This window comes from Protofrankia sp. Cas3 (genome assembly GCF_963555955.1).
Lineage (GTDB): Bacteria > Actinomycetota > Actinomycetes > Frankiales > Frankiaceae > Protofrankia.
This window is the reverse complement of the sequence record NZ_CAUVXP010000135.1, coordinates 1-16,119: the sequence shown is the minus strand read 5'-3', so window position 1 is coordinate 16,119 and position 16,119 is coordinate 1. Positions and strand designations below refer to the sequence as shown.

Genomic DNA, 16,119 nt, shown 5'->3' with positions numbered 1-16,119 from the left:
ATTCCTCCCCGGCCTGAAGGCCGGAGCATCCTCCGGCTACTCGGTGACCCGGCGGCCGTCCAGGACGTCCTGGTGGCATCCCAGCGGGTATTCGTCAAAGGCATTCACCGGCGCCGGACACCCGTCGACGAGGGGGTACAGCCGCTGGCGCTGATACTGGGATCCGGGCTTCTGACCAGCACAGGCGAGCTGCACCGGATTCGACGCCGGCTCATCCAACCGCTGTTTCACCGTCAGCGGATAGCCGCCTACGGCACCGTATTCGCGACGCTGGCCGAACAGGCGGCCGACGGGTGGTCCGAAGGAACACGCCTGGACATGCACAGGCAGATGACCGAACTCACGCTCGGGATCATAGCCAGGACCGTGTTCGACCTACCCGTCGACAATGAGGTCGTGACCACCGTGCGGCGGGCACTGGCGGTGAACATGGGCGTGTCACAGCGAGCAGTCATCCCGGGCGGTCGCCACCTGGAAAAGTTGCCACTGCCTGCGATCAGACGAGCTCGGGACTCGCGCGCAGACCTCGATGCACTGGTCCGAAAGATGATCACAAACCGTCGGCAACACCCGACCGGCGGCGACGACCTGCTGTCACTGCTGCTGGCGGCCTGCGACGCCGAAACCGGGGCACCCCTGGACGACGACGCCGTACGCGACGAGGCCCTGACAATCCTGCTCGCCGGACACGAGACCACGGCGAACGCGCTCAGTTGGGCCTTCCATCTCCTCGGCGCAGCCCCGCGGGTGCGCGACGCGCTGCACGCGGAGCTGGACGAGGTTCTCGGCGACCGGCTCCCCACGCTGGACGATCTGCCCGACCTTCCGTACACACGGGCGGTGTTCACCGAGACACTGCGGCTCTACCCGCCAGCCTGGATCATGTTCCGGCGGACGCTGAAGGACCACTCACTAGCCGGGTACCACGTCCCCGCAGGTTCAACAATCATGATCAGCCAGTGGGTCGTGCACCGTGACCCGCAATACTGGCCGGACCCGGACTGCTTCGTCCCGGAACGCTGGCTGGATCCCGCCGCGAGCACACCACCGGTGAACACACCACCGGAGAGCACAGATGACCGGAGTGCGCCCGAGTCGAGCGCACCGGCCCCGGCGTCCCGGAGCACCCGGCCCAGGTATGCGTTCTTCCCCTTCGGGGGCGGCAGCCGTCAGTGCATCGGCAACACGTTCGCGGAGATGGAAGGAACGCTCATACTCGCCACGATCTGCCGGCGCTGGCGCCTGGACCCCGTTGCGCAGGTTCCGGTCGTTCCGCTCCCCCGCGTGACGTTGCGCCCCCGCTCCGGAGTACCGATGACCGTCCATCGCCGCACCCGATGATCGCTACCGGTCGCCGTCGGCGACAGTCCCGAGCGTGGGCAGGTCGTGGATGACGATTCGCCGATAGCGGGTGCTGAGGATGCCGGCGGCCCGCAACTCGGCCAGCGCCTTGTGCGCGCTCGGCTCGCCGGCGCCTATCAGCGCACCAACCTCGGGTTGCGTCAGCACGCCGATCGAAATGCCGTCGTCAACCGCCTCGCCGTGCAGGTAGGCCAGCTCAACCAGGACGCGCGCCAATCGGATCTTCACCTGGTCGCCGTAGTCGACCCGGCGCCGAGTCGACCAGCGCAGCTTCGCCGCCACCGCACGGTTCATCTCCGCCGCCACCGCCGGATGATTGCCCAGGAACAGATTCGTGTCAGCTGCGCTGATCCGGCGTGCGGTCACCGCACCCCCGGCGGTCACCGTGGCGGACCGCGGCTCACCGTCCATCGCGGCCAGCTCCCCGACAACATCTCCGCCGACGCGGACCGCAAGCAACGCCTGGGCGCCGTGCGGGGTCACCCCCGTGACCTTGCACACGCCGTCCAGCAGGATGAACAGGTCCCGGTCGGTGTCGCCTTCAATGATCATAATCGTGCCGCCGGTGAACCGAACGATCTGTCCGAGTCCCAGCAGCTCACTGCGTAGGCGCCGGTCGATCCGGCCGAGGAAGGTGTGGCCGGGCCAGTCACGGCCGCACCGCGATTCATCCGGGTCGCAACCGTTCCCGCTGCTCACTGTGCCGGCTGCGGCTTCGCCGACAGGTGGCATTGCGGCTTCGCCGACAGGTGGCGGGTCATCGAACGACAACACGGCGCGGACCCCACGCTTCGCCCGTCCAGATCCAGCGCTCCCTGAGCCTGACCCAGCCATACTCCGCCCTCCCCCATGCTGCACCCTCAACAGTCGGCCCCGCGAGGCGCCATGTCGACCGTCATTTCACCCATGACGTCCATGAAGGCGCCTGCAACGCCATGCACCACGTCCGACACAAAACGCGATCCGTACCGTACCGGACCTGTTGGACAGCCCATAGTCGGATGTCATCAGTTCGACCACAGTCCGGAGACGACAACGGGCGGGGCACGCGGTACAGACCGTCACGATCATCACCGGATGACCGATTGCACGCAGATGAACGAGGCGCAAACCGTAACAGCTTGACAGCTGAGAACTCCCAGGCGTCCCGCTGCGCCCGCAGCGCGTGTCGGGGCTGCCACATGATCTAACCGAACGGAGTCGGCAGCAGGTGCGGGAGACAAAACCCGTTGCCGCGGATCGTCGCCGGATGGCCGGACCGAGCGGGGTTGCGGGGCTACGGGGTTGCGGGGCTGCGAGCCATACGGCGGATACGTGGCAGACTCAGCGGTGCGACACCGTGCCGTGCATACGGCGCGGACCACCCCGCGGTCAATACCGGCCCAGGGGACGAAAACTGAGTAGAGAGTGTGCCGGTAGCAGCCATGGATGTGCAGCGAGAGCGAGCGTTTTCCGGTATTCAACCGACCGGGAAAATCCATATTGGTAACTATGTGGGTGCGCTCTCGCTCTGGGTCGAGAACCAGGATCTCTACGACAACATCTTCTGCATCGTCGACCTGCACTCCATAACGATTCCCGAAGCCATCGATCCCGCTGTTCTCCGCGCCCAGACACGCGAGACCGCCGCGCTGTATGTCGCCGCCGGCATTAATCCGGAGAAGTCCGTCATCTTCGTGCAGTCGGCTGTCTCGGCGCACGCCGAACTCGCCTGGATTCTGAACTGTGTCACGCCACTGGGGTGGCTGGAGCGGATGACGCAGTTCAAGACGAAGTCCGCAGCCCAGGAGAGCGTCGGCACAGGGCTACTCGACTACCCCGTGCTGCAGGCCGCGGATATCCTGCTCTACGGTGCTCACCGGGTTCCGGTCGGTGAGGACCAGCGTCAGCACGTCGAGTTGACCCGGGACATCGCGCAACGCTTCCACCACATGTTCGGTGCGGCGTTTGTGCTGCCTGAGCCCCTGATCCGATCGAGCGGCGCGCGCATCATGGGGCTTGACGAACCGACAATGAAGATGTCGAAATCCCTGGGCACGACCAAGGCTGGGCACTCAATCGGCCTCGTAGACACGCCGGACCAGATCCGAGCGGCCGTCATGCGCGCGACCACTGATTCGTCGAACGACACGCGCTTTGAGACGGCGGGCCCCGGCGTCGTCAATCTCCTCACTCTCTTCGAAATACTCTCCGGACAGAACCGGGACGAGGTCGAGAACGTCTTCGAGGGCAAGGGTTACGGATTCCTCAAGCGCACGGTCGCCGACCAGATAGTCGCCTCACTCGAACCGATCCGCACGCGGTTTACCGAACTGATGGCCGACCCGGCCGGCCTCGAGGGAATTCTGGTCGATGGAGCGGACCGTGCCCGCCAGATCGCAAACGCAACCCTGGACAAGGTGAAGGGTCTGACCGGGCTCGGCTAGCGGGCCGAAGGGCGCGCGACGATCGTCAGATCGCGCGCCCGGAGGCCGTAGTCCCCGCTGTATCAGCGGGCCGAAGGGCGCGCGACGATCGTCAGATCGCGCGCCCGGCTGGACATGATCAAAAATATTGACCACCGGCTGCCCACGAAGGAGATCAAGCCGTCGGGCACGACCTGTCGACGGGGCACAAGCGCCTGTGAGGTATGGGTGGGCGTACGTGGTTTCGAACCACGGACCTCTGCCGTGTGAAGGCAGCGCTCTACCACTGAGCTATACGCCCGGAAGACATCTGCAGCCTACTACGCCGCCATGGCGATGCCACGGCGGGGGCCACGGGGGGGCCACGGAGGGCTGGCCGAGCGGCGCCGATGGTCCGACCGGGACCACGCTGTGGCGAGACCGACGGGCCCCACGGAAGCGTCGCACGATGTCGACGACGTTAGGTCTTGCGGAACGGAGTCTCTTCGGTCACGATCCGGACACAACTCACCTCGATTGGGACGAGCACGGGAAGGGTAGACCTCCCCTGACGCACACTGCGGCAGCAGCAAGCCAGCACGAAGGGTAATCGACCTACGGGGGGTGTGCCACATGGCGCGAACCGATACAAGTGATCACGGACGGCGCACACCGTGGTCTCTTCCGGCCAAGTGCGGCCTGCACACCTGCTCCATGCCGGGCAAGTCTCCCGAACCGGCGTAACGGATGTTCAAGTCGCATAACCTTGTTTCCAACGAGCCTCAAAGAGGGAACTATCTCGTTACACGGGTGCTCGCCCGCACCACCGCAGCACTGAGAGGCCGCCCGATGACAATTCGTCATGATTCCATCACAGCAGAACTCGCACTTCGGCTCGTCGTTCCCGGTGGGGCGCCCGTGCCGGTCGCGGCGACGATGCGCTATGAACCCGCGGACCCGTACGCGGTCAGCATCGGGTTCCGTACGGGCGCGGACGAGGTTGTCGAGTGGACGTTCGCCCGGCAACTCCTCAGCGACGGTGTCCGGCGTCCGGCCGGTGACGGAGACGTGCAGGTCTGGCCGGCGGCTCAGTCCGGCGGACGGATCGTCTGCCTCTCCCTGTCCAGTCCATCGGGGCACGCGTTGTTCGAGATGCCGCGCTCGGAGGTGCTGTCCTTCCTTCGCCGCACCTATTCGGTGGTCCCACTCGGTGCAGAAAGCGATGTCGTCGACTTGGACGCAGAGCTTGCGCTGCTCATCTGGGGCGGACCTGCAACCTGACATGACGGGGCCGGGGCGGGCCTTCGACCTCTGACGTCACCCCCCGGGACGGGACGGGTGAGCGCCCCGGCCCAGGGGGTCGCAAGTCAGGTGTCCGGTCTCCCAGCAACCGTGTTCCTTCGAGGCCGACCGGCCGTAGGGACGCCATACAGACCTCGACGGCGTCACTCCGAGGTGGACGAAGCGATCCTCAGCAGACGCTCAGCCTTGAGCTCTGCTTCGCGCCACTCGGCCCACGGATCGCTGCCCCAGGTAATTCCAGCGCCGGAGCCGAAGTGCAGACGCCCGGCCGTGAACCAGAATGTTCGGATGCCGACGGCAAGCTCGCCGAGCCCTTTCTCGGCGTCCACCCAGCCGATCGCACCACAATAGGGTCCACGAGCAGCCGGTTCGAGTTCTCCGATGACGCGCAATGCGCTCGACTTCGGGGCACCGGACACCGAGCCCGGCGGAAAGCTCGCCGCGAACAGTTCAGGCCAACCGACATCTGGTCGTAGCTGCGCCTGGACCGTTGACACCAGATGCACCAGACCCGGGTGCGCCTCGACCGCGCACAGCCTCTGGACGCTCACCCCGCCGATACGTGCAACCCGGCCCAGGTCGTTGCGGACCAGATCGACAATCATTATGTTCTCCGCAATGTCCTTGTCCCACAGATCGGTCGCTACCCGGCCGGTTCCCTTGATCGGCCCGGATCTCACGACGTCAGCCCGGCGCGACAGGAACAGCTCCGGTGACGCACTGGCCAGCCGGATATCAGCCTCCGGGACGTACATCACCGCCGCATACGGCGCCGGGTTGTCGCGCGCGAGTGCGGCCGCAAGTGCCGCGACCGCCTCACCGGCGTCGTCGGCCAAGGGCACGGACTGCACCCGGCACAGGTTGACCTGGTAGACCTCGCCAGCGGCGATCTCAGCCCGGATGCGGCGAACCCCCTGGGTGTAGCCGGCGCTGTCCAGACTGGAGGTCCAGGCTCCACGTGGCGGGCCTCGCCAGGGCCGGCCGGCAAGCGCCGCCAACGGTGGCGCGGGTCGGACCTCACCGAACCGAACACACCGTGCCGTGCCCTCGAAATCGACCACCACCGCCCAGAACCCGCCGCGATCGAGCGCGGCCAGATCGTCGGTGATATCGATCACTCCGGTCGCGAGCCTGCCCCCGACGACCGCGAACGGCCCGGGCCACTGTGACGGACGGTACCGGACCTCGCGATGCCCACCGACGGCATGCGGCCCACCAGCGACAGGTGCCGCGCCCCATCCCGAACGGCTGGCGACGCCGCCTGACCCGGCCCACCCGCCCTGGTCAGAGCTGTCCCGCGTTGTGCCGTCCATCCAAAGCACGGTACCGGCGTGGGCGGCCGGGCCGCGTCCCGCGACCAGGACAGACACGACCCACACGACTGATCGGGGTGTACTGAACTCTGACCCAGAAACTGCACATCATCGGCACATCGGACGGCGGTCCATTCGACGCTTCCCCCATCGTCCGCTAGAGTGCTACCTGCACCGCCAAACGGTGGGGCACGCGGACGTGGCTCAGCTGGTAGAGCATCACCTTGCCAAGGTGAGGGTCGCGGGTTCGAATCCCGTCGTCCGCTCGAGACTGTGTGAGGTCAGAGGTCAAGCTGGTTCCGGCCTCCCCCGGCGGAGTGGCCGAGTGGCTTAGGCAAGGGCCTGCAAAGCCCTGTACGCGGGTTCGATTCCCGCCTCCGCCTCAGGAACAATCTCGGACAAACTGGGGCGATTAGCTCAGTGGGAGAGCGCTACCTTGACACGGTAGAGGTCACTGGTTCAATCCCAGTATCGCCCACCCCGGTTTACCAGGGCTTCTACGATGCCCCCCGCATGCCAATCATGGCACGGGGGGCATCGTGCGTACGGACCCGCGAACGTGGCTGATCGTGGACGTCTCGTGCGCTTCGCGGATCACTCTTCCTGTTGTCTGCCGGTAGTGATTACCCCGGGCGCTTTGGCGCTGCTGGCCGCCGGACCAACCGGGCCTGACCAACCGGCCAACCAATATTCACAGGCCGGATCCACATTCGCCGGGCAACTGTGCTCTTGTTGTCGCCCGGACCGGCTTGTATTCCCCCGGGTGCCCAGAGTGTGGCACCCGGGGGAAGGATGTAGATGCCAGTGAGGACCAAACGTTCACGGGTAGCGATCGTTGCCGGCGGGGTGGCCAGCGCCGCTGTGCTAGGCGGGCTGGTGCTGGGCACAACCGCGCAAGCGGGACCGGCCACCACAGCCGGCCTCAGGTTGACGTCACTACCGAGCGCCAACACCAAGGCTCCCAACGTGCCAGTGCCGAGTGCGCTGTCGGTGGAGCTATCGCAGATCATTGCCGCCCAGGGCTCGAACAGACTCGAAAACGCCATACCCTCAGTGCCCTACTACGGTTACGACGGCGACTCGTCGAACCTCCTACCTGCCCCGGGCGACGTGCAGAGCACGACGCACAACGTCGAGGCCACCAAGACCGAGCCGGACAAGAACACCTACCTGCGGCTGACCGGTCAGCACGGCGCCGACCCGAGTTACGACTACGGGACGCACTTCCTGTTCCAGGGTCACGAAGTCGGTAAGCCCGGCTACATCACCCGGATCAACCTCGACGCGGACGCGGCCCACCGGGTGACCCTGCTCGCCACGACGGACGTCGCGGGTAAGGCCCTCCCGAACATCGACGGTTCCACCTGGGACCCGTGGGCGAAGCGGCTGTTGTTCACCGCCGAGCTGGGTGCCAACGGCGGTGTCTGGCAGGCCACGCCGGACATCGGCTCGCAGGTCGAGGACATCTCCGCCAGCCTGGGCCGCGGCGGCTACGAGGGAATCCAGAACGACTCCGCCGGTAACCTGTGGGTCATCGAGGACGTCGGTGGCACGACGATTGCGGGCACGTTCGCCAAGCTCCCGAACAGCTTCGTCTACCGCTTCGTGCCGGTGAACACCGGCGACCTCACCAAGGGTGGCAAGCTGCAGGCCCTGCAGGTGATCTCGGCGGGTACCGGTCAGCCGATCACGTTCCAGCCGATCGACGCCGCGCACCCCGACGGCAACGCCTTCAGCCAGGACACCAAGGATCTGCACACCTACGGCAAGACCTTCGGCACCCACTGGGTGACGATCCACGACACCGCGACCGACCCCAGCGGACTGGCGTTCGATGCGAATGCGGCGGCGAAGCAGGCTGGCGCGACCCCGTTCAAGCGACCGGAGAACGGACAGTTCCGGCCGGGTTCGGACTTCCGCGAGTTCTACTTCGACGAAACCGGCGACACCAACGCGAACTCGACCGCGAACGCCGAATACGGCGGCTGGGGCTCGGTGCTCAAGCTCACCCAGACCAGCCCGACCGCCGACAACGGCACGCTCTCCCTGTTCTACAAGGGTGACCAGGCGCACACCGGGTTCGACAACGTCGCGTTCTTCGACCACAACCACGTCGCGTTCGTCGAGGACGCCGGTGACACCCTGCACGCCCAGCGCAACGCCCTCGACTCGGGTTACCTGCTCGACGTGTGGCACAACTACGCCGATGGCGTGCAGCCGCTGCGGTTCCTCGCGGAGGGGCGTGACCCGTCGGCCACCCTTGACTCGGGCCTCGGCACCGTCAGTGGCAGCGGATTCCAGAACGAGGGCGACAACGAGATCACCGGAATCCACGTCTCCGACGGTGACCCCGGCAAGCACGGCATCCTCGGCGACCGGGTACCGGACGCCTTCAACAAGGGCTGGCGGGTGTTCTACACCGCCCAGCACGGCGACAACGTGACCTGGGAGATCGTGCGTCCGGACACCAAGCGGTAGTCGTCCGGCCCGAGCTGCGCAGCAGCGTGTGAAACTGTGTGCCCCGGCCACCCGGCCGGGGCACACACCATTGGCGCCACCCGACCGAGGGCGTGCGACAATGCCTCTGCCCGTATGCATGACAGCACCCATCGGGTCTGACCCATCCGATCTGACCCGTCCGATCTGACCCGTCCGATCTGACCCGTCGAATCAGACCCATCCGATCGACAGGAGGACACATGCGCGTCAGCGTCGACCCGTCCGTGTGCGCCGGCCACGGCCAATGCAACGTCCACGGACCGGACGTCTACGAGCTCGAGGACGGCTACTGCCTGATCACCAATCCGGAAGTACCCGCGGACCTGCAGGATCAGGCACGCAAGGGCGCCGAGGCCTGCCCGGAGCACGCGATCACGGTCACCGACTGAACCAGACGGCGTCCCTCGCCCGAACAGCCGTTCAGGACGGTGGCGCCGGGAGAAAGAGCGTGATGCCGTCGGCGACACCCTGTGCGGCGTGCTGACGCCAGGTGGCGTCCGAGACCCGCGTGGCATCGGCCGGGTTGCGCATGTTGGCGCATTCGATGAACACCTTCGGCACCCGTGACAGGTTCAGCCCACCGAGGTCCGCACGGAATGACAACCCCGCGTCGGCAACGTAGTCGGCCCGCGGTTCGCCGGTGTCATGTTCGAACCCGATCCGCAGCGCGTCCGCCAGACGTGCCGACGGAGCGAGAATCACGGCGTTGGCGCCGTCGGGGCCAAGGCTCGGGGCGATGATGTGAAAGCCGCTACCGGTTGGCGGCCCGCCGTCGGCGTGCACCGACACCGCGGCATCGGCATGGACGTCGTTGCCGATCCGCGCCCGCTCGTTGATGCACGGGCCGACCCCGGAGTCGTCCGGTCGGGTCAACACAACCGTGGCGCCGCGTCCGCGTAGCAGCGCAGCCGCCCGGATCGCGACGTCAAAGGCGAACGCATGTTCGGGGTATCCATCGTTGGTCTCGGCGCCGGCGGTGTCGCACTCTTTTTCCGCACCACCCGCGTCCACCTTGCGGGAGATGACCGCGGCGGCCGCCGCGTTACCACCGTTGTGTCCGGGGTCCAGCAGGATCGTGCGTCCCCGTAGCCGGTCCTGACCCGCCGACAGCGCCAGCCCGACAACGGCGGCGTCCGTCTGCGGCGGGGCACCGGACCCGCGAGATGGCGATGACACGCCACGAGCCGCAAGGCCGACCAAGAGGAGCACGGCGGCCGCGAGGACCATCGCGAACGCCCGCGACCGAGAAGGCATCTACCGAGGATCCATCGTCACACGGTCTCCGCGGTCACAAAATCGATGAGACGTTCGACCGCGCCGAGAAGACCCACTTCGACATCGGTGTAGGAATGCACGCCAGCAAGCACCCGACGCCACATGTCCACGGGTTCGGCGACTCCGAGGGCACGACACACGCCTTCTTTCCACGGCTCGCCCGGGGGCACCCGCGGCCACGCCGCGATCCCCACGGAGGCCGGCTTCACCGCCTGCCAGATGTCGATGTAGGGATGCCCGGTCACCAGCACGTGCGGCGAGGTCACAGACGCGGCGATCCGGCTCTCCTTGGAACCGGCGACCAGGTGGTCGACGAGCACCCCGAGCCGGCGTGACGGCCCCGGCCGGAACGACGCGACGACCGCGGGAAGATCGTCTACTCCGTCGAGAGATTCGACGACAACGCCTTCCACCCGAAGGTCATCTCCCCAGATACGCTCGACGAGCGCTGCGTCGTGCAGCCCCTCCACGTAGATCCGGCTCGCCTGCGCGACCCGCGCCCGGTGGTCATGAACGGCCACGGACCCCGACGCGGTGCGGGCACGGCCCGCGGGCGCCGACCGTTGGGGCCGGATCAGCGTGACCGGCCGGCCGTCCAGCAGGAAGGCGCCGGGGTCGAGCGGGAAGGCCCGACGCCGACCATGACGGTCCTCCAGCACCACACCACCGGCCTCCACCTCGACGACCGCGCCGCAGAAGCCGGTCGCGACATCCTCGACGACCAGCTCCCGCTCGGCCTCCACCGTGGGCGGTGGCGCAGGCCGTGCGCGTTTCTGCTGCGCCAGCACGTCAGGCCCGTAGTCTCTGCTACGCACCCGCCCACTGTAGCCCGGCCCATCGCGAGCCCGGCCCGGCCCATCGCGAGCCCGGCCCGGCCCATCGCGAGCCCGGCCCTGGCGCGCCAAATCCGGAGCGAAGCCCCAAAATCGACCTATGACCGAACCTGTAACCGGACCTGTGACCGAGAGATACCGACCGGGCGTCGCCCTCCTCGTGATCGACATGCAGAACGACTTCGCCGCGCCAGACGGGAGTCTGTACGTCCCCGGTGGGCAGGAGCTCATACCGACCGTCAATGCCGAGATCGAACAAGCGGTGGCCGCAGGTTCACCGGTGGTGTACACCCAGGACTGGCATCCACCCACCACCCCGCACTTCTCCACCGGCGGAGGCATCTGGCCACCGCATTGCGTACGGGAAACCGTGGGCGCACGACTGCATCCGGCGTTGCGGGTTGAGGGAACCGTGGTTCGCAAGGGGACAGGCGGTGAGAACGGCTACTCGGGATTCACCGTCCGGGATCCGCTCACCGACACCGCGCAGGCGACCGAACTCCACACGATTCTCATGACACGTGAAATCGCCACCATCGTGGTGGTAGGCCTCGCCGGGGACCACTGTGTGAAGGCGACAGCTCTCGACGGCCGTGCACGTGGCTATCAGGTGGTGGTGCCACTCGCCCTCACCCGGTTCGTCAGGCTCCAGCCCGGTGACGACACCCGGGCCATCACCGAGCTACGTGACGCCGGCGTCGCGGTGGTTGCCTCCTGACCGTGCGAACCCGCCTGATGCGTTCGGGCTGTTCGTTCCCATCAGGCGAGCTCACCCGGTGCCGGACCGGTGGTCGGGTGGATACATCCACCACCATCGATGATCTATTGCTCGTACCTCAGGCGGCGCAGTCGGCACAGATCATCCGCCGGCTGTCGGCGAGCTGGCTGCGGTGGTGGACCAGGAAGCAGCTTTTGCAGGTGAACTCGTCCGCCTGACGGGGTAGGACGCGGACCGTCAGCTCCTCGCCGGCCAGATCAGCGCCGGGTAGGTCGAGTTCGGCCTCGAACGGGTCGACCTCGTCCCCGAGGTCAGCCGCCGCATCCGCCCGCCGCGCCTTGAGCGCCTCCAGACTCTGCTCGGAAACCTCCTCGGCATCGGTGGTGCGGGGGGTGTCGTAATCGGTGGCCACTGAAATTCTCCCGTGAATTGAGTGCGTCTCGTGCGCAACCCACAACGCACGACCGGTGGGGTATGTGCCCGCTAGGACGATCCCCACCGGGTGTGGCCTTCACCACATCGACCTTGATGATCCTTAGCACATTCGCGTCACGCAGGCCGGAGGCGATGGTCAGCCGGTCCGGCGCAACCAGGTGACCGGCGCCCCATGGGCTGCCTGCCGAAGCGGCTCAAGTGCCTCGTCCCACGCCGTGCCCAGCAGGCGGTGCAACCCTCGGGCCAGGGTCTCGCGACCCTCGCCCCGCTCGATGAGGGCGCGTAGCGCGGCCTCCCCGACGACGATGTCCCCGTTCGCGGCGATCGATGCGCGGTGCAGGCCGAGTTCGGGCGTATGTGAGTAGCGCTCGGGGTCACATCCCGGCGAGGGTGCCTCGACCACGTCGAAGCAGACCTGACCGAGGCGGCGCAACTGGCCGGCAAGGCGCCCGGCCGTCCCGCACGGGGCACGCCACTCCAGGCCCGCGTAGAGCGCGCCCGCGGAGCGCGGCTGCTCGCTCCAGGTCAGAGACACCGGCGAGGACAGTACGGCGGACACGGCAAACTCCAGGTGCGGACACAGCGGCGGCGGGCAGGCCAGAACCGCCAACATGCCGGGAACCTTGAAGGCCGCCGGACCCGATACAAGATCTCGTGTTGATGACATTGCAACCACGCAGGACCTCCGTCGACGAGTTACGCCTTCCCCTGCGATCTCGCCTCACGATCGTCCGCGCCATGCGGTACCGATGGTGCCATGGCGTGCCGTGGTGTCCATACCCGACCCCCAGCTGACAGGTCGGGTTCATCCGGTCGATATCCGGACGATTCACCACGGCCACGGGTCGATCACGTGACCAGTAGATCATGTGACCAGACGCATCCCGGACGGGTGCACCGGGACGGGGTTCCCGACCACCCGTAGGCTTCGTGCGTATGTTGCAAGTCTGGCCGGGCAGCCCCTATCCGCTCGGTGCCACCTATGACGGCACCGGGACCAATTTCGCGATCTTCTCCGAGGCTGCCGAGAAGGTCGAGTTGTGCCTGTTCGACGACGACGACGCCGAGACGCGCATCGAGCTGAAGGAAGTCGACGCGTTCGTCTACCACGGATTCCTCCCCAGCATCGGCCCCGGCCAGCGATACGGCTATCGGGTGCACGGCCCCCACGACCCGGCCCGGGGGCTGCGGTGCAATCCTCACAAGCTTCTCCTCGACCCGTACGCGAAGGCCGTTGACGGCGAGATCGACTGGGACCAGTCGGTGTTCGGCTACAACTTCGGCGACCCGGACAGCATGAACACGGCCGACTCCGCCGCGCGGATGATGAAGTCAGTGGTCATCAGCCCGTTCTTCGACTGGAACAACGACCGGCCACCGCGCACCCCGTACAACGAGACTGTGATCTACGAGGCGCACGTGCGTGGCCTCACGATCGCGCACCCGGGCCTTCCGGCGGAGTACCGGGGCACCTATGCCGGGGTGGCACATCCGATCATGGTCGAGCACTACCACACGCTCGGCGTGACCGCCGTGGAGCTCATGCCCGTCCACCAGTTCGTCCAGGATGAGCATCTGGTCAGCCGCGGCCTGCGCAACTACTGGGGATACAACTCACTGGCCTTCCTGGCCCCCCACAACGCCTACGCGGCCGCCGCCCGGTCGGGGCAGCAGGTCCAGGAGTTCAAGTTGATGGTGAAGGACCTGCACGATGCCGGCATCGAGGTGATCCTGGACGTGGTGTACAACCACACGGCCGAGGGGAACCACATGGGTCCCATGCTCTGCTTCCGCGGAATCGACAATGCCGCCTACTATCGGCTGATAGAGGACGATCCGCGCTACTACATGGACTACACCGGCACCGGCAACAGCATGCGGGTCCGCCATCCGCATGTCCTCCAGCTCATCATGGACTCGCTGCGCTACTGGGTCACCGATATGCACGTCGACGGATTCCGGTTCGATCTGGCCGCGACCCTGGCACGGGAGTTCTACGAGGTCGACCGACTGTCCTCGTTCTTCGACCTCGTCCAGCAGGATCCGGTCGTCTCCCAGGTCAAACTGATCGCCGAACCCTGGGACCTGGGCGCCGGTGGCTACCAGGTCGGCAACTTCCCGCCGCTGTGGACCGAGTGGAACGGCAAGTACCGTGACACCGTGCGGGACTTCTGGCGCGGTCAGGACCACGGCATCGCCGAGTTCGCCTCCCGCCTGACCGGGTCGAGCGACCTCTACGAATCCGACGGCCGCCGCCCGTCCGCGTCCATCAACTTCATCACGGCCCACGACGGGTTCACCCTCCACGACCTGGTCTCCTACAACAACAAGCACAACGAAGCCAACGGCGAGGACAACTGGGACGGATCGGATGACAACCGGTCGTGGAACTGTGATGTGGAGGGGCCGACCGACGATCCTGATGTGCTCGCGCTACGCGCGGCCCAGATCAGAAACTTCCTCACCACCCTGTTTCTTTCGCAAGGCGTACCCATGCTGGTGGCAGGGGACGAGATGGGGCGAACCCAGCACGGCAACAACAACGGTTACTGTCAGGACAACGAGATCTCGTGGTTGGACTGGTCCCTGGCCGAACGCAACGCGAGCCTGGTCGAGTTCACCGCACTCGTGTCCACCCTCCGCCGGGAACACCCCGTGTTCCGCCGCCGGCGATTCTTCCAGGGTGACCCGATTCGCGGTTCGGGCGCCGGTTCGGGCGCCGGTTCGGGCGCAGGTGCGCAACCCGGCCCGGCATCCGGTTCGCCGGCCGCCGCGGGCAGTGGCACCGGGGAGCTGCTCACCGACGCCGGGGAGCCACTCAAGGACATCGTCTGGCTGCTTCCGGACGGCACCGAGATGTCAGATGCCGACTGGGAGTTCGGCCTGGCGCGGTCGGTCGGGATGTTCCTCAACGGCCACGGCATACCCGACCGCAACCACCGCGGCGAGACCGTTGTCGACCAGTCGTTCCTGCTGTTCTTCAACGCGCACTTCGAGCCGCTCGGATTCCGGGTACCGCCGGAGAACTTCGGCACCAGCTGGGAGATCGTCATCGATACCGGGATACCCGGCGCGGTCGTGACCACGGCTGGCGGCTCAGGCGACCCGGGCGAGTCGGGCAACCCGGGCGACCCCCGCGGAGCTGCCAGCTCGGGCGAGAGCGGCCCGTTCGACGCACGTGCCACCAACCGGATCGTGAAGGCCGACGACCCCATCGAGGTCGACGCCCGGTCAACCCTGGTGCTGCGCTGTGCCGACTGAGTCACGGGGCGGCGTCACCCCGACGCCCGCCCGGACGGTCCCGGGCTCGACCTACCGGCTGCAGCTGAGCATGGAGTTCTCCTTCACCGACGCGGCTGTCATCGTCCCGTACCTGGCCGCGCTCGGGGTCACCCACCTGTACTGCTCGCCCGTGCTGGAGGCTGTCGACGGTTCGAGCCACGGCTATGACGTCGTCAACCACGACCAGATCAGCCCCGAGCTCGGCGGGTCGGCCGGGTTCCGCCGGCTCGTGACCGCCTGCCGCAAGGCGGGCCTGGGCCTCGTCGTGGACCTGGTGCCCAACCACATGGCGATCACCGCTCCGGAGACGGCGAACGCCGCCTGGTGGTCGGTGTTGCGGGAGGGCCGGGCGTCGCCGTACGCGTCCTGGTTCGACATCGACTGGGACTCTCCGGACAACCCGGGAAAGGTCGTCGTCCCGATTCTGGGTGACCCGCTGGCGGACTGCCTCGCGGCCGGGGAGATCAGAATCACGACGAACGAGGATGCCGAATCCGTGGTCACTTACCACGACCACGTGCTGCCGGTCGCAGCGGGCACCGCCGACCCCGGCGACGTGGCGGCAACCCTTGATCAGCAGCACTACCGGCTGTGTTTCTGGCGCGTCGCCGCCACCGAGCTCAACTACCGCCGCTTCTTCGACATCACCACCCTCCCCGCCCTGCGCCAGGAGGACCCCGACGTCTTCGCGGCGACCCATCGCCTGATCCTCGACC

The 16,119-nt window shown here is 67.0% G+C and carries 14 protein-coding genes and 4 tRNA genes; 11 read left to right on the top strand and 7 right to left on the bottom strand.

The features are described 5' to 3' along the window. Window positions 1-1,341, top strand: a 1,341-nt coding sequence (locus U9983_RS20945; RefSeq protein WP_322755652.1) for a cytochrome P450, incomplete at its 5' end; no start/stop codon positions are given. 3 nt (window positions 1,342-1,344) lie between these two features. On the opposite strand, the gene U9983_RS20940 is transcribed toward U9983_RS20945, so the two are convergent. After that, window positions 1,345-2,136: a Crp/Fnr family transcriptional regulator gene (locus tag U9983_RS20940; RefSeq protein ID WP_322755651.1), complete on the bottom strand. Its 792-nt coding sequence runs from the start codon at window positions 2,134-2,136 to the stop codon at window positions 1,345-1,347. Window positions 2,137-2,786: 650 nt separating this feature from the next. Here U9983_RS20940 and trpS point away from each other — a divergent pair. Next, complete coding sequence (gene trpS / locus U9983_RS20935; RefSeq protein ID WP_322755650.1) at window positions 2,787-3,788, top strand: tryptophan--tRNA ligase; 1,002 nt, start codon at window positions 2,787-2,789, stop codon at window positions 3,786-3,788. A 208-nt stretch (window positions 3,789-3,996) separates the two neighbouring features. Here trpS and U9983_RS20930 read toward each other — a convergent pair. Continuing rightward, window positions 3,997-4,068 (bottom strand) — tRNA-Val (locus U9983_RS20930). Between the two features lie 527 nt (window positions 4,069-4,595). Here U9983_RS20930 and U9983_RS20925 point away from each other — a divergent pair. Next, complete coding sequence (locus U9983_RS20925; protein ID WP_322755649.1) at window positions 4,596-5,027, top strand: SsgA family sporulation/cell division regulator; 432 nt, start codon at window positions 4,596-4,598, stop codon at window positions 5,025-5,027. Between the two features lie 164 nt (window positions 5,028-5,191). Here U9983_RS20925 and U9983_RS20920 read toward each other — a convergent pair whose 3' ends face one another. After that, the gene (locus tag U9983_RS20920) at window positions 5,192-6,361 is read right to left on the bottom strand and encodes a chorismate-binding protein (RefSeq protein ID WP_322755648.1); all 1,170 of its coding nucleotides are present in this window, start codon (window positions 6,359-6,361) and stop codon (window positions 5,192-5,194) included. Window positions 6,362-6,554: 193 nt separating this feature from the next. Between U9983_RS20920 and U9983_RS20915 the strand changes: the two genes are divergently transcribed. The 5 genes from U9983_RS20915 to U9983_RS20895 all read left to right on the top strand — a co-directional run bounded on the left by U9983_RS20915 (window position 6,555) and on the right by U9983_RS20895 (window position 9,249). After that, window positions 6,555-6,627, top strand: a tRNA-Gly gene (locus tag U9983_RS20915). Window positions 6,628-6,672: 45 nt separating this feature from the next. After that, window positions 6,673-6,744, top strand: a tRNA-Cys gene (locus U9983_RS20910). 23 nt (window positions 6,745-6,767) lie between these two features. Further along, window positions 6,768-6,839: transfer RNA gene (locus U9983_RS20905), tRNA-Val, on the top strand. A 320-nt stretch (window positions 6,840-7,159) separates the two neighbouring features. Continuing rightward, the gene (locus U9983_RS20900; RefSeq protein WP_322755647.1) at window positions 7,160-8,839 is read left to right on the top strand and encodes an alkaline phosphatase PhoX; all 1,680 of its coding nucleotides are present in this window, start codon (window positions 7,160-7,162) and stop codon (window positions 8,837-8,839) included. Window positions 8,840-9,060: 221 nt separating this feature from the next. Beyond that, window positions 9,061-9,249 (top strand): ferredoxin, encoded by a 189-nt coding sequence (locus U9983_RS20895; protein WP_322755646.1) that lies wholly within the window; start codon window positions 9,061-9,063, stop codon window positions 9,247-9,249. Window positions 9,250-9,280: 31 nt separating this feature from the next. Here U9983_RS20895 and U9983_RS20890 read toward each other — a convergent pair whose 3' ends face one another. Both U9983_RS20890 and U9983_RS20885 read right to left on the bottom strand, forming a co-directional pair. Next, a complete protein-coding gene (locus tag U9983_RS20890; protein WP_322755645.1) occupies window positions 9,281-10,114 on the bottom strand; it encodes an N-acetylmuramoyl-L-alanine amidase in 834 nt (277 codons plus the stop codon). A gap of 17 nt (window positions 10,115-10,131) precedes the next feature. Next, window positions 10,132-10,950, bottom strand: coding sequence for a DUF3097 domain-containing protein (locus U9983_RS20885; RefSeq protein ID WP_322755644.1), 819 nt, complete (start codon window positions 10,948-10,950; stop codon window positions 10,132-10,134). A 118-nt stretch (window positions 10,951-11,068) separates the two neighbouring features. On the opposite strand from U9983_RS20885, the gene U9983_RS20880 reads away from it, so the two are divergent. Further along, window positions 11,069-11,686, top strand: a complete 618-nt coding sequence (locus U9983_RS20880; protein WP_322755643.1) for an isochorismatase family protein — start codon at window positions 11,069-11,071, stop codon at window positions 11,684-11,686. 118 nt (window positions 11,687-11,804) lie between these two features. On the opposite strand, the gene U9983_RS20875 is transcribed toward U9983_RS20880, so the two are convergent. Further along, window positions 11,805-12,098, bottom strand: coding sequence for a DUF4193 domain-containing protein (locus U9983_RS20875; protein WP_322755642.1), 294 nt, complete (start codon window positions 12,096-12,098; stop codon window positions 11,805-11,807). Between the two features lie 159 nt (window positions 12,099-12,257). Next, window positions 12,258-12,788 (bottom strand): DUF3145 domain-containing protein, encoded by a 531-nt coding sequence (locus U9983_RS20870; protein WP_322755654.1) that lies wholly within the window; start codon window positions 12,786-12,788, stop codon window positions 12,258-12,260. Between the two features lie 269 nt (window positions 12,789-13,057). Here U9983_RS20870 and glgX point away from each other — a divergent pair, with 269 nt between their 5' ends. Continuing rightward, window positions 13,058-15,382, top strand: coding sequence for a glycogen debranching protein GlgX (gene glgX / locus U9983_RS20865; RefSeq protein WP_322755641.1), 2,325 nt, complete (start codon window positions 13,058-13,060; stop codon window positions 15,380-15,382). Between the two features lie 70 nt (window positions 15,383-15,452). Continuing rightward, a partial coding sequence (locus U9983_RS20860; protein WP_322755653.1) for an alpha-amylase family glycosyl hydrolase occupies window positions 15,453-16,119 on the top strand: 667 nt, incomplete at its 3' end.